Origin of the sequence: Xanthomonas sp. LMG 12462, assembly GCF_009192885.1 — a bacterium.
GTDB lineage: Bacteria > Pseudomonadota > Gammaproteobacteria > Xanthomonadales > Xanthomonadaceae > Xanthomonas_A > Xanthomonas_A sontii.
Map to the genome: position 1 here is coordinate 14,724 of NZ_NMPP01000022.1, position 17,130 is coordinate 31,853.

Sequence of the window (17,130 nt, forward strand, 5' to 3'; positions counted from 1 at the left end):
TAGAGTGTAACGGCTGTCATCAAGTGGCCGGACCGTGACCAATGGCACCCTGACCGCGCCGCAACATGGCCGCGTCGGCCGGGCGCTTATACTGCGCGCCCTCTTCCCATCGAATCTGCACCGACATGGCGCAAACAATGAAGGCGCTGGTCAAGCGCGAGGCCGCCAAGGGCATCTGGCTGGAACAGGTGCCGGTGCCGGTGCCCGGCCCCAACGAGGTGCTGATCAAGCTGGAAAAGACCGCGATCTGCGGCACCGACCTGCACATCTACCTGTGGGACGAGTGGAGCCAGCGCACCATCAAGCCCGGCCTGACCATCGGCCACGAGTTCGTCGGCCGCATCGCCCAGCTCGGCTCGGCGGTCACCGGCTACGAGGTCGGCCAGCGCGTCTCGGCCGAAGGCCACATCGTCTGCGGCCACTGCCGCAACTGCCGCGGCGGGCGCCCGCACCTGTGCCCGAACACGGTCGGCATCGGCGTCAACGTCAACGGCGCCTTCGCCGAGTACATGGTGATGCCGGCCTCCAACCTGTGGCCGATCCCCGACCAGATCCCGTCCGAACTGGCCGCGTTCTTCGATCCCTACGGCAACGCCGCGCACTGCGCGCTGGAGTTCGACGTGATCGGCGAGGACGTGCTGATCACCGGCGCCGGCCCGATCGGCATCATCGCCGCGGGCATCTGCAAGCACATCGGCGCGCGCAACGTGGTGGTCACCGACGTCAACGACTTCCGCCTGAAGCTGGCCGCGGACATGGGCGCGACCCGCGTGGTCAACGTCGCCAACACCTCGCTCAAGGACGTGATGGCCGACCTGCACATGGAAGGCTTCGACGTGGGCCTGGAGATGAGCGGCAATCCGCGCGCGTTCAACGACATGCTCGACTGCATGTACCACGGCGGCAAGATCGCCATGCTCGGCATCATGCCGCGCGGCGCCGGCTGCGACTGGGACAAGATCATCTTCAAGGGCCTGACCGTGCAGGGCATCTACGGCCGCAAGATGTACGAGACCTGGTACAAGATGACCCAGTTGGTGCTGTCCGGCTTCCCGCTGGGCAAGGTGCTGACCCACCAGTTGACCATCGACGAATTCCAGAAGGGCTTCGACCTGATGGAAGAAGGCAAGGCCGGCAAGGTCGTGCTGAGCTGGTGATGCGCGCGCCGCGGCTACGCGGCGATGCGATGCCGAAAAAGACGAAGGGCGCCTCGCGGCGCCCTTCGTCGTTTCACGAAACGATGCGATCAGAACGCGATCGTGCCCGAGACCACCACGCGGTGACCGGCCAGGCGCTCGGTGAAGTTCGCCGCGCCCTTGTTGTCGGTGTCGTAATAGCCCACGCTCAACGCCAGCGGGCCGACCATCTTGCCCACGCTGACGTTGTAGTCGGTGTAGTCCTGGTACGCGGTCAACGCGCTTTCGTAGGTGGTGCGGCCGACGTGCGCGCCAACGCTGAAGCCCTGCGGCAGCGACCAGTTCCCGTCCAGCGCGTAGTAGAAGCTGTCCCGGTCCAGGTTGTACACGTTGTCGGTGTAGGCCACGGTCAGGGTGTAGGTCTTGAGGAACTTGGTCTTGGTGATCAGTTCGTTGTAGTTAGACTTGCCGGCGCCCGGATAGCCGTAGCGGTTGACCATCACGTCGAAGTTCCAGTCCGGCGAGAAATCGACGTTGTAGCCGACGAAGCCGTCCACTTCCCAATCCGGATCGCCCGCGCCGAAATCGACGTTGGAGCCCCAGGTGCCCACGTACAGGCCGAACGGCGAGGTGTAGGTGAGGCCGGCCTGGAACGCCGGGCCCTTGTCGGTTTGGGAGACGCCACGGAACACGTAGTCGCTGACCACGCCATAGGAGCCGGTGATCGGCGAGGTGGGCTCGTCCTGGGCCAGGACGGTGAGCGGCGAAGCAGCCAGTGCGACGGCCAGGGCGAGAGTGGTCTTGTTCACCGGTCATTCTCCTAGGGTTGACGAGGGAGGGGTGCAGCGACGAGGCGGATGCGCCTTTACGGTTTTTTAACTGCTTTGATCGTGCAGTGCAACAACTTTTCACGCGGCGCATGCCACGCCGTGACACAAAACCCCGGATTCGCGCCAAGCGCGGACACAGCGAGCCGCCGACAGCGGGAGCCGGCCTGCCAGGGAAGGCCCTCGTCCGGGAGTTGGCGGTCAGACCGAGACCGGGCAGGCAGCCGCTGGCCACACCAATGCGCAGGCGCGGCGGTCGCCGATCGGCAGGGCGCAATGGCGCCTCAGTCGGGCCGGGCGAAGACCCCGAAACGGCGTGCGCGCAGGTGCAATGGCTGGCCCGGCGCGTAGTCGGGTGCCCCCTCGCCCGCCGGCAGTTCCACCTCGACCTCGTCGTGACCGTGCGCCAACTGCGCACGCAGGCGCAGCCGCGGGCCGCTGCGCTGGATCGACAGCACCGTCGCCGCCCAGCCCTCGTTGCCTGGCGCCAGGTCTTCCGGCCGCACATACAGCTCGACCGGACCACTGGACAGCGACGTCGACGGCGCCGGCAAGGCCAGGCCGCCGACCTGCACCGCCCCGGCGTGCAGACGCGCGGGCAGCCGGTTCACCGCGCCGACGAAGGCGTAGACGAAGGACGACGCCGGCTGCTCGTAGACCTGTGCAGGGCTGCCGATCTGCTCGATCCGGCCGCGGTTGAGGATGGCCACGCGGTCGGCCAGTTCCAGCGCCTCTTCCTGGTCGTGGGTGACGAACACCGTGGTCAGGCCGGTGCGTTCGTGCAGCTCGCGCAGCCAGCGCCGCAGGTCGCGGCGGACCTGCGCGTCGAGCGCGCCGAACGGTTCGTCGAGCAACAGCACGCGCGGCTCGATCGCCAGCGCGCGGGCCAGCGCCACGCGCTGGCGCTGGCCGCCGGACAGTTGCGCCGGGTAGCGTCGCTCCAGGTCGTGCAACTGCACCAGCGCCAGCAGTTCCTGCACCCGCGCGCGGATGCGCGACTCGCTCCAGCGCGCCTCGCGGCGCACGCGCAGACCGAAGGCGATGTTCTCGTACACGCTCATGTGCTTGAACAAGGCGTAGTGCTGGAACACGAAGCCGACCCGGCGCGCCTGCACCGACAGCGCGGTGGCGTCCTCGCCGTGGATCAGCACGCGTCCGCGGTCGGCATGTTCCAGCCCCGCGATCACCCGCAGCAGCGTGGTCTTACCGGAGCCGGAGGGCCCCAGCAGCGCCAGCAGTTCGCCCTGGCGGATGTCCAGGCTGACGTCGTCGAGCGCGGCGAAATCGCCGAAGCGCTTGCCCAGATGCTGTACGCGGATGCTCATTGCAACCTCAATGTCGGTGAGTGGCGGCCAGCGCCGCGCCGTGGCGCCGGTGCAGCCAGGACTTGACGGCGAGCGTCAGCAGCGCGGTCAGCGCCAGCAGGCTGGCGCAGGCGAAGGCCGCGCTGTAGGCGTATTCGTTGTAGAGGATCTCCACATGCAGCGGCAGCGTGTTGGTGCGCCCGCGGATCTGTCCGGACACCACCGATACCGCGCCGAACTCGCCCATCGCCCGCGCACTGCACAGCAGCACGCCGTACAGCAGGCCCCAGCGGATGTTCGGCAGGGTCACCCGCAGGAACGTCTGCCAACCGCTGGCGCCCAGGCTCAGCGCCGCCAGCTCCTCGTCGTCGCCCTGCTGCTCCATCAGCGGCATCAGCTCACGGGCGATGAAGGGAAAAGTGACGAAGGTGGTCGCCAGCACGATGCCCGGCAGTGCGAACACGATGCGCGGCAGATGCAGCGACACGTCGCCCAGCGGCGGCAGATGCAGCCACACGCCTTCGTCGATCAACGGCCAGGCCCAGCCGTTGCGGCCGAAGATCAGGATGAACAACAGGCCGGCGACCACCGGCGACACCGAGAACGGCAGGTCGATCAGGCTCACCAGCAGGCGCTTGCCGGGGAAACGGTGCTTGCTGACCGCCCAGGCCGCGGCCACGCCGAACACCAGGTTCAACGGCACCACGATCGCCGCCACCAGCAGGGTCAGGCGGATCGCCGCCAACGCGTCCGGATCGGAGATCGCGCGCCAGAACACGCCGACGCCGCTGCGCAACGCCTCGGTGAACACCAGCAGCAAGGGCAGCAGCAGGAACGCCAGCAGGAAGGCGAGCACGCCGCCGATCAGCAACCGCCGCACCCAGCGCGGCTCGTCGACCACCGAAGCCTGCACGTGCGCGGCGACGGCGGCAGCGCCGGCCTGCCCGGGGACGTGCGCGGCCAGCGCGGACACGACCGACGCCATCACGCCACCGCCCTGCCGCGCCGCGCGAACCAGGCCTGCGCCCCATTCACCAGTAGCAGCGACAGCAGCGACAACAGCAGCATCGCTGCGGCGATCGCGCTGGCGCCGCCGTAGTCGAACTCTTCCAGGCGGATGGTGATCAGCAACGGCGCGATCTCGGTGGCATTGGGCAGGTTGCCGGCGATGAAGATCACCGAGCCGTACTCGCCGACGCCACGCGCGAAGGCCAGCGCGAATCCGGTCAGCACCGCCGGCCACAGGGTCGGCAGCACTACCCGGCGCACCGTCTGCCAGCGCCCGGCACCGAGCGTGGCCGCCGCCTCTTCCAGTTCGCGCTCGGCCTCGGCCAGCACCGGCTGCACGATCCGCACCACGAACGGCAGCCCCACGAACACCAGCGCCACGACGATGCCCAGTGGCGCGTAAGCGACCTTGACCCCGCTCGCCCCGCTGACCTGCATCAGCCCGACATAGCCGATCAGCAGGCCGCCGACGCCCAGTGCGGCCAGGCTCAGCACGGCGACCGTGCCGAGCAGGCGCTGCAGCACACGCAGCGGTGCCGGCAGCAGCGCCTGGCTACGCCGCAGCAGCGCGTAGCCGGTCGCCGCCAGCGCCAGCAGCAGCGCCAGCCGCGGCCACCACCAGGCCAGCGTCGGCAGGCTGGCCGCCAGCGCCTGCGTCGGCTGCTCCAGCCAGCGCCCGATCCAGCCGTTGCTGCCGTACAACGCGGTCAGGGCGATGCCTGCCACCGCGGTCGGCAGGGCGAACGGCAGATCGATCATCGCGTCGAACAGGCGCTTGCCGGGAAAGCGATAGCGCACGAACACCCAGGCCACCCAGGTGCCCATCACCGCATTGAACGCGGCCGCGGCCAACGCGGTGCCGAAACTCAAGCGCAACGCCGCCAGCACCCGCGGCTCGCTCCACACCCGCCACACGCCGTCCCAGCCCAGTCCGCTGGTCTTGAGCAGCACCGCGAACAAGGGGATCAGCACCACCAGTCCCAGCCAGGTCAGGGTGATGCCCAGACTGAGCCCCAACCCCGGCATCACCCGGCGCTGGCGCGGTGCGCGGGCAACGGCGGCGGCGGTCACGGCCATCGCGTCACTTGCTCGCCTGGATCTGGTCGAACAGGCCGCCGTCGTCGAAGTGCGTGGCCTGCGCCTTGGCCCAGGACCCGAACGCCTGATCGATGGTGACCAGGCGCACCTTCGGCAGCCGCGCCAGATCGGCGCGATCGGCATACTCGGGATGGCGCGGCCGGTAATAGTGTCTGGCCGCGATCTTCTGTCCTTCCGGCGAGTACAGGTACTTCAGGTATTCCTCTGCCACCGCGCGGGTGCCGTGCTTGTCCACGTTCTTGTCGACCAGCGCCACCGACGGCTCGGCCAGGATCGACAGCTTCGGCACGACGATCTCGAACTTGTCCTGGCCCAGTTCCTGCTGCGCCAGGAACGCCTCGTTCTCCCAGGCCAGCAGCACGTCGCCGATGCCGCGTTGGACGAAGGTGGTGGTGGCGCCGCGCGCGCCGGTATCCAGCACCGGCACGTTGCGGAACAGCGCGCGCATGTAGTTGAGGATGCGTTCGCGGTCGCCCTTGAAGATGTGGTCGGCGTAGGCCCAGGCGGCCAGGTAGTTCCAGCGCGCGCCGCCGGAGGTCTTGGGATTGGGGGTGATCACCGACACGCCGCTGCGCAGCAGGTCGGGCCAGTCCTTGATCCCTTTCGGATTGCCCTTGCGCACCAGGAACACGATGGTCGAGGTGTACGGCGCGCTGTTGTCGGGCAGGCGCGTGGCCCAGTTCGCATCGATCAGCTTGCTCTTGGCGGCGATCGCATCGACGTCGTAGGCCAATGCCAGCGTCACCACGTCCGCCTCGACCCCGTCGATCACCGCGCGCGCCTGCTTGCCGGAGCCGCCGTGCGAGGTCTCCACCGCGACCTGCTCGCCGGGATGCAGTTGCGCCCAGTGCCTGGCGAAGGCGGCGTTGTAGTCCCGGTACAGCTCGCGGGTGGGATCGTAGGACACGTTGAGCAGTTGCGTCTCGGCGGCGGCCGCGGCCCCGGCGAACACGCACAGTGCGAGCGCGAGCAGCGGGCGCCAGCGGCGCGGCGGAAGGCTGGACATGGGCGATTCTCCGAAAACACACAGGCCGACGCCGCGGCCGATACCCGCCGCGGACCATGACGCATGCTGCGCAGCGGCAGGCGGCGGGTGAAATGACTTCCCGGCAGCGGCTCATGCCATTTGTGCATGACGGCCGCGGCCGGCGCGGGCGCCGCGGTAACATCGCCGCTTCTTTCCGCCGCGCGTGCCCGTCATGACCGACTCCCGCCTCACCCAGCACTACGCCGAGGAACTGGACGCGATCCGCGCCCAGGGCCTGTTCAAGTCCGAGCGCATCATCGTCGGCCCGCAGGCGGCGGAAATCGTCCTCGCCGACGGCCGCCGCGTGCTGAACTTCTGCGCCAACAACTACCTGGGCCTGGCCGATCATCCGGCACTGATCCAGGCCGCCAAGGACGCGCTGGACACGCACGGCTTCGGCATGGCCTCGGTGCGCTTCATCTGCGGCACCCAGGACCTGCACAAGCAACTGGAAGCGCAGATCGCCACGTTCTTCGGCACCGAGGACACCATCCTCTACGCCGCCTGCTTCGACGCCAACGGCGGCCTGTTCGAACCGCTGCTGGGCGAGCAGGACGCGATCATCTCCGACGCGCTCAACCACGCCTCGATCATCGACGGCGTGCGCCTGTGCAAGGCCAAGCGCTTCCGCTACGCCAACTGCGACATGGCCGACCTGGAAGCGCAACTGCAGGCGGCCGACGCCGCCGGCTGCAAGACCAAGCTGATCACCAGCGACGGCGTGTTCTCGATGGACGGCTTCATCGCCCCGCTGGACGAGATCACCGCGCTGGCGAAGAAGTACAACGCGCTGGTGCACATCGACGAATGCCATGCCACCGGCTTCCTCGGCGCCAGCGGCCGCGGCTCGGCCGAGGTCAAGGGCGTGCTGGACCGGATCGATATCGTCACCGGCACCCTGGGCAAGGCCATGGGCGGCGCGCTGGGCGGTTTCACCACCGGCCGCCGCGAGGTGATCGAACTGCTGCGCCAGCGCTCGCGGCCCTACCTGTTCTCCAACTCGCTGCCGCCGCACGTGGTCGCGGCCGGCATCAAGGCCTTCGCGATGCTCGACGCGGCCGACGACCTGCGCGCGCGCCTGGTCGAGAACACCGCCTACTTCCGCGAGCGCATGGCCGCCGCCGGTTTCGACATCAAGCCCGGCACCCATCCGATCTGCCCGGTGATGCTGTACGACGCGCCGCTGGCGCAGCGCTTCGCCGAACGGCTGCTGGAGGAAGGCATCTACGCCATCGGCTTCTTCTTCCCGGTGGTGCCCAAGGGCCAGGCGCGGATCCGCACCCAGATCAGCGCCGCGCACACCCGCGCCCACCTGGACCGGGCGATCGACGCGTTCACCCGTATCGGCCGCGAACTGGGCGTACTCGCCGCCTGAGATGCGCGCCGCGCTGCGCCAACGGCTGTTGCTGGCGGCGCAGACCGACGCCCAGGCGCAAGCGCTGGAGGACGGCTGGGAGACCCGCTGCCTGCATTGCCGCCGGCGCCTGCGCCTGCGCGCTGACGGCGAACCGCTCGGACACAGCACGCTGGAACACGTAGTGCCGCAGGCCTGGTTCGGGCGCCGCGTCGCCGCGGCGCTCTGCGCCCAGGTCGGCGACGATCCCAACGATGCCCGAAACCTGGCGCTGGCCTGCGCCGGCTGCAATCACGCCAAGGGCCGTCACCACGATGCGCGTGGGCCGCAGGACGCGCGCGCCCGCGAGGTGGTCGCCGCCCTGCTCAGCGCGCGGCTGGCGCGCTGGCGTCCGCCGCCGGCGCCAACGCCCTGACTTCCGCGGCGCTGAGCTCACGCCACGCGCCCTTGCCCAGGTCGCCCAGTACCAACTCGCCGACCGCCACCCGCACCAACCGCAGCACGTCCAGGCCAAGCACGGCCAGCAGCCGCCGGATCTGCCGGTTGCGTCCCTCGTCCAGCACCACTTCCAGCCAGGCATGGCGCTCGCCCTGGCGCAGCAGGCGCGCCTGCTTGGCCCGCAGCGGTTCGCCGTCGTCGACCACGCCGGCACACATCCGTGCCAGCAGCGCCGCGTCGGGCACCGCGTCCACCTGCACGTGATAGGTCTTGTCCGGGCCGCTGCCCGGATCGGTGACCCGCGCCGCCCACTGCGGATCGTTGCTGAACAGCAGCAGGCCCTCGCTGGCCTTGTCCAGGCGCCCGACCGGCGCCAGCCACGGCAGGCCGGCACCGTCGAAACAGCGGTACACGGTGTCGCGGCCACGCTCGTCCTGCGCACTGGTGACCAGCCCGCGCGGCTTGTTGAGCATCAGGTACCGGCGCGCGGTGTCGGCCAGCGGCGCGCCGTCCACGGCCAGCCGGTGGCGGCCCTGCAGGATCGGGAATTCGGGATCGGTGACGATGCGTCCGTCGACGGCGACGCGGCCGGCGGCGATCCAGCGCGCGGCCTCGGTGCGCGAGCACAGGCCCAGCTTGGACAGGGTGCGGGCCAGGCCGTGGCGCGGCACGGCCGGCGCGGTGCTGCGCGCGGGCGAGCGCGGACGCGCGGGCGCCGCCGGGGACGACGCCGGACGGCGGGAACGCGGCGGCTTGGCCCCTCGCACGGCGCGAACGGGCGCGGACGCGAGCGGCCGCGCGCCGGACTTACTGCTTGTTGGCGTCGGCCGGCGCCGGCGCCTCGGCGGCGGCGGCGGGTGCCGGAGCCGGACGCGCCTTGACCACGCGCACGCCGCGCGCCTTCATCCACGCGTCGAACTCCTCGGCGGTCATGCGCTTGCCGTTCTGGCTCATGTCGAACCGCCATGGCGTGTTGTCGAAGGCGGTGGCCGGCTTGTAGGCGGCCGGATCGTTCGGCTTCACCGCGCCCGGGGTGGCGTTGGCCAGGCTCTGGCAGCCTTCGGCGCGCAGCCGCAGCAGCACGCGGTCCAGCGACTGGTCGCTGCTGTAGGACTGGGTCAGCACGCCGCTGGGCATGCCCAGCTGCACGTTGCGGCTGAACAGTTCCGAAGCGACCGGCGCGGCGACCGTGGCCGGCAGCGCCAGCGGCTTGGGCAGCAGATCGCCGGAGCAATCCGGTGCGGCGTGGGCCGCAGGAATCAGGGCAAGCGCGAGCAGGCTGGCCGTCACGATACGCAGCATCGGTTTTTTTCCATTCAGGCGAGTCGACGAGCGAGTGTAGGCAGGCCCCGGCGTGCTTTCAACTGTTACCGGCACTACATGCGCTAAATAATTGGGATTGCTGAAAAAATTCAGCTTGAATGCTTTGTGCATCCTGCAGAAGCGGCCTCAGCCGCGGCGGGCATTTCCGGGACGTCTGTCGCGGCTGAAGCCGCTCCCACAACGACACCGACATACATTTCCCACCCCACAAAAACAAAGCCCGGCACGAGGCCGGGCTTTGCTTGAGACTGGAAGCGTCCGATTAGTTCTGGACGTTCAGCTCGGTACGACGGTTCTTCGCACGGCCTTCCGGATTGTCCGAACCATCCGGGTTGGTGTTCGGGGCAATCGGACGGCTCTCGCCGTAGCCGATCGGACCGACCAGACGCGAAGCGCTGACGCCGTTCTTGGTCAGGTAGTCGTACACGACGCGGGCGCGGCGCTCGGACAGCTTCTGGTTGTAGGCTTCGGTACCCTTCGAGTCGGTGTGACCGGCAACCTCGACGCGCAGGTCGGGGTAACGCTTCAGGATCTCGGTGGCCTCGCCCAGGATCGCCACGGCGTCCGGACGCAGGTTCGCCTTGTTGAAGTCGAAGTTGACGCCCTTCAGGTCGATCGACACCGGCACCGGGCAGCCGTCCGGACCGATGGTCTGGCCAGGCTGGGAGTTCGGGCACTTGTCGTCGCAGTTGTTGACGCCGTCACCATCGTCGTCCAGATCGGCGCAGCTCGGCGCAGCGGCCGGCGGCGGCGGCGGGGCGACCGGGGCAGCCGGCGGCGGGCCCAGCGGGATCACGACGCCGACCGAAGCCAGCACGTCGCCGAACCAGTTCTGCGACGGAGCGGCAACGCTCTGGTCGTCGAAGTCAGCGCGGTAGGCCACTTCGGCACGCACGGCAACGCGCTTGTCGAAGGTGGTCTGCAGACCGACGCCGGCCTTGGCGGCAAAGTTGCCGTCCTTGCGCTGGCCCGGGGAGACCGGACCGCCGGTGTCGAACTCTTCTTCCGAGCGCTGGTAGCCCAGGCCGAACAGCAGGTACGGGTTCCAGCCGCGGCCTTCCTGGATGAAGTGGCGACGCAGGTCGAACGAGATGCCGTACTGGCTCCAGTTCAGGTCCTGGTTCTTGTCGAAGTTCGGGTTCTGATAGTTCAGCTCACCGTCCAGCGACCAGTTCGGGTTGATGAACTTGCCCAGGCCCAGGGTGACGAAGGGCGCATCGTTGGTGGTGCGGTCCTTGTCCTGGAAGTTGAAACCAGCCGAACCGGTCAGGTACCAGCGGTCGTCGAATTCCTGCGCGGACGCTGCCTGGGCGACGGCCAGACCGCCCAGCAACGCGGCGGTGAGAATTTTCTTGTTCATTAATACAACTCCTTGTTTCGGGGAGATAGAAACCGGTAGAGGCATGGTTCAGTACAGATGTCTCGTCACATCCAGACGGCCGTTTCCGCACGCCATCGCCGCGCACATTATGCGCGGCATAGTGAAGATGGCGTTAACGAGCACGTAACATGTGAAAGTCAACGCCAGCCCCTCCTAGGCCGTGGATACACCCTATACAGGTTGATGAAATCCCGCAATGCGGCACGGAGATGACCGTTTGCGGTCGTAGACAACGGCCAGCAGGGCGACCCAGTTCTCACCGCGGCCGCGCCCATGGCGGCGGGTCGGCCAACTCGGCCTGCATGAACTCGACGAAGGCCCGCACCCGCGGCGGCACCAGCCTGCGCTGCGGCATCACCGCGTGGATGCCGGTTTCGGTCAGCGGGTAGTCGGCCAGCACCTGGCACAACCGCCCCTGCCGCAGGTCCTCGGCCACGTGCCATTCCGAATGCAGGGCGATGCCCTGCCCGTTGACCGCGGCATCGCGCAGCACCTCGCCGAAGTTGGTCTCCAGCGGCCCGGCCACGCGGACGGCGATTTCGCCGTCGGGTCCCTGCAGCCGCCAGGTGTCCTGGCGGCCGTCGCTGCCGGTCAGCAGCAGGCAGGCGTGCGCGGCCAGGTCGGCCGGCGTGGCCGGGGTGCCGTGGCGGCGCAGGTAGTCGGGCGAGGCGCAGAGCATGCGCCGATTGCCGGCCAGGCGCCGCGCGACCAGGCTGGAGTCGCGCAGGGTGCCGATGCGGATCGCCAGGTCGAAGCCTTCGCTGACCAGGTCGACGACGTTGTCGCTGAGGTGCACGCTCAGCCGCACCTGCGGATGCAGCGCCATGAAGCGCGGCAGCAGCGGCGACACATACAGGCGGCCGAACGCCGCCGACATCGTCACCCGCAGGGTGCCGGCGGCGCTGGCGCCGGCCTGGCGCAGGCCGCCGGCCAGCGATTCCAGGTCCTCGACCAGCGGCCGCCCCTGCTCGGCCAGTTGCAGGCCTTCCGGGGTCGGGTGCAGGCGCCGCGTGGTCCGGTGCAGCAGGCGCACGCCGAGCGCGCGCTCCAGCCGCTGCAGCCGCTGGCTGGCCACCGCCACCGACAGATCCAGGCTGCGCGCGGCGGCGCTGATCGAGCCGAGGTCGAGCACGCGCAGGAACAGGGCGATGTCGCCGATCCGGTCCATTGTGTGGATTCCATTGAAAGTCGTTCAATATTTTTACTGTTTTTGCTGAGAACCTGCAGGCCTAGGCTGCCGTCCTCCCGCCACTTCCGGAGCCGCCGCATGGCCGCCTCGCTCGCCCCGCCTCCCCATCCGCCCGCTGCCGGGCGCACGCCGATCGCGCTGTTCGCGCTGACCGCTGGCGCCTTCGGCATCGGCACCACCGAGTTCGTGATCATGGGCCTGCTGCTGCAGGTCGCCGCCGACCTGCGGGTCAGCGTTCCCGCCGCCGGGCTGCTGATCTCCGGCTATGCGCTGGGCGTGTTCGTCGGCGCGCCGCTGCTGACCGTGGCCAGCCGGCGCTGGCCGCGCAAGCGCGTGCTGCTGGCGCTGATGCTGGTGTTCACCGCCGGCAACCTGGCCTGCGCGCTGGCGCCGAGCTACGCGGCGCTGATGGCGGCGCGGGTGGTGACCTCGCTGGCGCACGGCACCTTCTTCGGCGTCGGCGCGGTGGTCGCCACCACCCTGGTGCCCCCGCAGCGCAAGGCCTCGGCGATCTCGACCATGTTCACAGGCCTCACCGTCGCCACCCTGCTCGGGGTGCCGGCCGGCGCCTGGCTGGGCCTGCACCATGGCTGGCGCGCCACGTTCTGGGCGGTGGCGGCGATCGGTGCTCTGGCCACCGTGGTGATCGCCGCACTGGTCCCGGCCGACCGCGATGCCACGCCGGCGCCGCCGCTGCGCGAGGAACTGCGCGCGGTCGGTCGCGGCCCGGTGCTGCTGGGCCTGGCGACGACGGTGCTGGGCTATGCGGGCGTGTTCGCCGTGTACACCTATGTGCAGCCGCTGCTGACCCAGATCACTGGAGTTTCCGAGAGTGCGGTGTCGCCGCTGCTGCTGGTGTTCGGCGTGGGCATGATCGTCGGCAACGTGCTCGGCGGACGCCTGGCCGACGGCCGCCCGCGGCAGGCGCTGCCGCTGAGCCTGGGCGTGCTGGCGGTGGTGCTGGCGGCACTGCCCCTCGCCCTGCCGTCGGCGCCGGCGATGACGCTGGGCATCGGCCTGCTGGGCGTGGCCGCGTTCGCCACGGTGGCGCCGCTGCAGGTGTGGGTGCTGGGCAAGGCCGGCGAGGCCGGCCGGCATCTGGCCTCGAGCCTGAACATCGGTGCGTTCAACCTGGGCAACGCGCTGGGTGCCTGGCTGGGCGGCCTGGTGCTCGGCCATGGCGGCAGCCTGTCGCAACTGCCGTGGGTGGCGGCGCTGCTGACCCTGGCCGGATTGGCGGTGGCGCTGGGCGCGCTGCGGCTGTCGCCGGCCGCTGCCACACCCGCCGCCAGTCACGGCGCGGGTTGCGCCGCCGGCGGTGCGGCATGAGCCGTCCGATGGCGACGGCCGCGCTGGCGACGGCACTGCTGGGCGCGGCGGTCGTTGGGGACGCGGCGCCGCGCGAGTGGATCGCGACCTGGCAGGCCAGCCCGCAGCCGCTGTGGAGCGCGGACTTCCCGTTCCCGACGCAGACGCCGTTCCACTTGTGGCGGCAGACCGTGCGCCAGGTGGCGCGGGTGAGCCTCGGCGGCAGCGAGGTGCGGGTGGAACTGAGCAACGCCTATGGCGATGCGCCACTGCACATCGGCGCCGCGTCGCTGGCGCTGGCCGGCGATGGCGCTGCGACTCTGCCCGGCTCGCAGCGGCCTCTGCGCTTCGGCGGCAGGACCGAAGCGACCGTGCCGCCGGGCGCGCCGGTGCTCAGCGACCCGGTGGCGCTGAGCGTGCCGGACCTGGCCCGGCTCAGCATCAGCCTGTACCTGCCGCAGCCGACCGCGCCGTCGACCTTCCACTGGGAGGGCCTGCAGAGCGCATGGCTGGCCGAGGGCGAGCGCACCGCCGACGCCACGCTGGCCGATGCCACGGCGCTGCCGGTGCGGCTGTTCGTCAGCGGCATCCAGGTGCGCCGCGCCGATGCCATCGGCGCGGTGGTGGCGTTGGGCGATTCGATCACCGACGGCGCCGCCTCGACGCCGGGGCAGGACCGGCGCTGGCCGGACCAGTTGGCCACGCGGCTGGCCGCGCAGCGGGTGGCGGTGCTCAACGCGGGCATCTCCGGCGGGCGCGTGCTGCGCGACCGCATGGGCCAGAACGCGCTGGCGCGGCTGGACCGCGACGTGCTGGCGCAGCCCGGCGTGCACACCGTGATTCTGCTGATGGGCATCAACGACATCAGTTGGTACGGCACGCCGTTCGCGCCGGACGATGCGCCGGTGCCGGCCGAGGATCTGATCGCCGGCTACCGGCAGGTGCTGCAGCGCGCGCAGGCGCGCGGCCTGCGGGTGATCGGCGCCACCCTCACCCCGTTCGAGGGCGCGCTGCCGGACTCGCCGATCCCCGGCTACTACAGCCCGCAGAAGGAGGCCGTGCGCCAGCAGGTCAATGCCTGGCTGCGCGCCGGCAACGGCTTCGACGCGATCCTGGATTTCGATGCGCTGCTGCGCGACCCCGCGCACCCGGCGCGGATGCGGTCGGAATTCGACTCGGGCGACCACCTGCACCCCGGCGACGCCGGCTACGCGGCCATGGCCGAGGCCGCTGCGCAGTTGCTCGGCGCCACCGCAGCCGCTTCCACCTCCGCTGCGACCGACGCCGTCGACACCGACGCCGCGGCGCGCTGACGCCTTCTCTCCCCTCCCTTCCTCCTTCCCTCATCAGGAGTGTTTCATGGAATACCGTCATCTCGGCGCATCCGGCTTCAAGGTTCCCGTGCTCAGCTTCGGCACCGGTACCTTCGCCGGCACCGATCCGTTCTTCGCCACCTGGGGCAATTCGGACGTGGACCAGGCCCGGCGCCTGATCGACATCTGCCTGGAAGCCGGCGTCACCCTGTTCGACAGCGCCGACGTCTATTCCGGCGGCGCCGCCGAATCGGTGCTGGGCGCGGCGATCAAGGGCCGCCGCGACCAGGTGCTGCTCTCGACCAAGGCCGGCTTTCGCTTCGACCGGGCCGCAGCCAACAGTGTCGGTTCCTCGCGCTTCCATCTGGTGCGCGCGGTGGAAGCGGCGCTGACCCGCCTGGGCACGGATTACCTCGACCTGTTCCAGTTGCACGGCTTCGACGCGCGCACGCCGGTGGAGGAAACCCTGTCCACGCTCGACGACCTGGTGCGTGCCGGCAAGATCCGCTACCTCGGCGTGTCCAACTTCTCCGGCTGGCAGCTGATGAAGTCGCTGGCGGTGGCCGACCGCCACGGCTGGTCGCGCTACGTCGCGCACCAGGCCTATTACTCGCTGATCGGGCGCGACTACGAGGAGGAACTGATGCCGCTGGGCCTGGACCAGGGCGTGGGCGCGCTGGTGTGGAGCCCGCTGGGCTGGGGCCGGCTGACCGGCAAGCTGCGCCGCGGCCAGCCGCTGCCGGAAAGCAGCCGCCTGCACGACAAGGCGGTCACCGAGGCCGGGCCGCCGGTGGAGGAAGAGCGCCTGTACCGGGTGATCGACGCCCTGGAAGCCATCGCCGCCGAAACCGGCCGCAGCGTGCCGCAGATCGCACTGAATTGGCTGTTGCAGCGACCGACGGTCAGCAGCGTGATCATTGGCGCACGGACCGAAGACCAGTTGCGGCAGAATCTGGGGGCGGTCGGCTGGACCCTCGATGCCGCCCACGTGCAACAGCTGGATGCGGCCAGCGCGGCGGTACCGGCGTATCCGTACTGGCACCAGCGCGGCTTCGCCGAGCGCAACCCGCGGCCGGTCTGAGCCGCGGCCGTGCCCTCCTTTCCTTCACGTCCAGGAGCCTCCATGAAAGCGGTCGCCACCTTCCATCCCCTGCCGATCGACGATCCGCAGTCGCTGCACGACCTCGACCTGCCGACGCCGCCCGCGCCCGCCGGCCACGACCTGCTGGTGCGGGTGGAGGCGGTGTCGGTCAATCCGGTGGACACCAAGGTCCGCGCCAAGGGCGCAAGCGACGGCCAGCCCAAGGTGCTGGGCTACGACGCCGCCGGCGTGGTCGAGGCGGTCGGGCCAGAGGTCGACGGTTTGGAGCCGGGCGACGAGGTCTACTACGCCGGCGACATCACCCGTGCCGGCAGCAACGCGCAATACCAACTGGTGGATGCGCGCATCGTCGCGCGCAAGCCGGCCACGATGGACTTCGCCCAGGCCGCGGCGCTGCCGCTGACCACCCTCACCGCTTGGGAACTGCTGTTCCAGCGCATGCCGTTCGACTTCGACGACGAACACAACCGCGGCCGCCGCCTGCTGGTGATCGGCGGCGCCGGCGGGGTCGGCTCGATCGCGATCCAACTGGCGCGGCATGCCGGCTTCGAGGTGATCGCCACCGCCTCGCGGCCGCAGACCCGCGACTGGTGCCTGCAACTCGGCGCGCACCACGTCATCGACCATCGCCAGGAGCTGGCGCCGCAGCTGCAGGCACTGGGCATCGACCAGGTGGACGCCGCGCTGAACCTGGCCGACACCGACCGCTACTGGCAGGCGCTGGGCGAGTTGCTGGCGCCGCAGGGCCACGTCGGGCTGATCGTCGAGCCGAGCGGTCCACTGCACATCGGCGACCCGTACAAGGCCAAGTGCATCGGCATCCACTGGGAAATGATGTTCGCACGCGCCCGGTTCCGCACCGACGACATGATCGAACAGCACCGCATCCTGGCACGCACCGCCAGCCTGGTGGACGCCGGCGAACTGCGCACCACCCTGACCGAGACCCTGACCCCGATCAACGCCACCACCCTGCGCGAGGCGCACCGGCGCCTGGAGTCGGGCAGCACCATCGGCAAACTGGCGCTGGTCGGCTGGGGCTGAGCGGCGGCACAGTGATCGGAACGTTGGCACGGTCGCCCCGCCGACCGTAACCGCTCCCGCTCCTGCTCCTGCTCCTGCTCCTGCTCCCGCTGTTGCTTGTGCTGTTGCTGTGCTTTTGATCTACCGGGTCCCCTCGGCGCGGCAGACACGACGGGCGAATACCCGAAGGGCGACGCGCAGGATGCGCGTCGTTTTCCGCCGGCACATGGATGTGCCGTCGGAAAATGCCCGACGTGGCTGCGAACCTGGAGCGCGTTAGCGCGGAAGGCGCGCTGCGG

The 17,130-nt window shown here is 69.9% G+C and carries 16 protein-coding genes; 7 read left to right on the forward strand and 9 right to left on the reverse strand.

Annotation, left to right across the window (positions count from 1 at the left end):
* Positions 1-125: 125 nt before the first annotated feature.
* Positions 126-1,157, forward strand: coding sequence for an L-threonine 3-dehydrogenase (tdh, locus tag CEK69_RS06900; protein ID WP_026144006.1), 1,032 nt, complete (start codon positions 126-128; stop codon positions 1,155-1,157).
* Between the two features lie 89 nt (positions 1,158-1,246).
* Here the strand turns inward: tdh and CEK69_RS06905 are convergent, their stop codons facing one another.
* The 5 genes from CEK69_RS06905 to CEK69_RS06930 all read right to left on the reverse strand — a co-directional run bounded on the left by CEK69_RS06905 (position 1,247) and on the right by CEK69_RS06930 (position 6,379).
* Entirely contained in the window at positions 1,247-1,945 is a 699-nt protein-coding gene (locus tag CEK69_RS06905) for a TorF family putative porin (protein ID WP_152244630.1), read from the reverse strand.
* A 302-nt stretch (positions 1,946-2,247) separates the two neighbouring features.
* On the reverse strand, positions 2,248-3,288 hold the full coding sequence (locus tag CEK69_RS06910) for a sulfate/molybdate ABC transporter ATP-binding protein (protein WP_152244632.1): 1,041 nt from the start codon (positions 3,286-3,288) through the stop codon (positions 2,248-2,250).
* A gap of 7 nt (positions 3,289-3,295) precedes the next feature.
* Complete coding sequence (cysW, locus tag CEK69_RS06915; protein ID WP_152244634.1) at positions 3,296-4,252, reverse strand: sulfate ABC transporter permease subunit CysW; 957 nt, start codon at positions 4,250-4,252, stop codon at positions 3,296-3,298.
* A complete protein-coding gene (locus tag CEK69_RS21445; RefSeq protein ID WP_043092975.1) occupies positions 4,252-5,352 on the reverse strand; it encodes an ABC transporter permease subunit in 1,101 nt (366 codons plus the stop codon). The genes cysW and CEK69_RS21445 overlap by 1 nt, the downstream gene beginning before the upstream one ends.
* Positions 5,353-5,356: 4 nt before the next feature.
* The gene (locus CEK69_RS06930) at positions 5,357-6,379 is read right to left on the reverse strand and encodes a sulfate ABC transporter substrate-binding protein (protein ID WP_017917609.1); all 1,023 of its coding nucleotides are present in this window, start codon (positions 6,377-6,379) and stop codon (positions 5,357-5,359) included.
* Between the two features lie 193 nt (positions 6,380-6,572).
* Here CEK69_RS06930 and kbl point away from each other — a divergent pair, with 193 nt between their 5' ends.
* Both kbl and CEK69_RS06940 read left to right on the forward strand, forming a co-directional pair.
* Complete coding sequence (kbl, locus tag CEK69_RS06935) at positions 6,573-7,775, forward strand: glycine C-acetyltransferase (protein WP_152244636.1); 1,203 nt, start codon at positions 6,573-6,575, stop codon at positions 7,773-7,775.
* Between the two features lies 1 nt (position 7,776).
* Positions 7,777-8,169: an HNH endonuclease gene (locus CEK69_RS06940; protein WP_152244638.1), complete on the forward strand. Its 393-nt coding sequence runs from the start codon at positions 7,777-7,779 to the stop codon at positions 8,167-8,169.
* Here the strand turns inward: CEK69_RS06940 and CEK69_RS06945 are convergent.
* From CEK69_RS06945 to CEK69_RS06960, 4 genes are all read right to left on the reverse strand, one after another.
* Entirely contained in the window at positions 8,120-8,863 is a 744-nt protein-coding gene (locus tag CEK69_RS06945; RefSeq protein WP_088033299.1) for a pseudouridine synthase, read from the reverse strand. The two genes, CEK69_RS06940 and CEK69_RS06945, sit on opposite strands and share 50 nt — an antisense overlap.
* A 136-nt stretch (positions 8,864-8,999) precedes the next feature.
* Positions 9,000-9,494 (reverse strand): hypothetical protein, encoded by a 495-nt coding sequence (locus CEK69_RS06950; RefSeq protein ID WP_152236546.1) that lies wholly within the window; start codon positions 9,492-9,494, stop codon positions 9,000-9,002.
* A 283-nt stretch (positions 9,495-9,777) separates the two neighbouring features.
* Positions 9,778-10,875, reverse strand: coding sequence for an OmpA family protein (locus CEK69_RS06955; RefSeq protein ID WP_017909479.1), 1,098 nt, complete (start codon positions 10,873-10,875; stop codon positions 9,778-9,780).
* A gap of 277 nt (positions 10,876-11,152) precedes the next feature.
* Complete coding sequence (locus tag CEK69_RS06960) at positions 11,153-12,064, reverse strand: LysR family transcriptional regulator (RefSeq protein WP_152244642.1); 912 nt, start codon at positions 12,062-12,064, stop codon at positions 11,153-11,155.
* A gap of 99 nt (positions 12,065-12,163) precedes the next feature.
* Here CEK69_RS06960 and CEK69_RS06965 point away from each other — a divergent pair, with 99 nt between their 5' ends.
* Genes CEK69_RS06965 through CEK69_RS06980 form a run of 4 tightly spaced genes read left to right on the forward strand, consistent with a single transcriptional unit; the run spans position 12,164 to position 16,852 of the window.
* Complete coding sequence (locus CEK69_RS06965) at positions 12,164-13,414, forward strand: MFS transporter (RefSeq protein ID WP_152244644.1); 1,251 nt, start codon at positions 12,164-12,166, stop codon at positions 13,412-13,414.
* Positions 13,411-14,706, forward strand: coding sequence for an SGNH/GDSL hydrolase family protein (locus CEK69_RS06970; protein WP_152244646.1), 1,296 nt, complete (start codon positions 13,411-13,413; stop codon positions 14,704-14,706). Before CEK69_RS06965 ends, CEK69_RS06970 begins: the two co-directional genes overlap by 4 nt.
* A 46-nt stretch (positions 14,707-14,752) precedes the next feature.
* Complete coding sequence (locus tag CEK69_RS06975; RefSeq protein WP_152244648.1) at positions 14,753-15,787, forward strand: aldo/keto reductase; 1,035 nt, start codon at positions 14,753-14,755, stop codon at positions 15,785-15,787.
* A gap of 42 nt (positions 15,788-15,829) precedes the next feature.
* The gene (locus tag CEK69_RS06980; protein ID WP_152244650.1) at positions 15,830-16,852 is read left to right on the forward strand and encodes a zinc-binding alcohol dehydrogenase family protein; all 1,023 of its coding nucleotides are present in this window, start codon (positions 15,830-15,832) and stop codon (positions 16,850-16,852) included.
* The last annotated feature ends 278 nt before the right edge of the window (positions 16,853-17,130 follow it).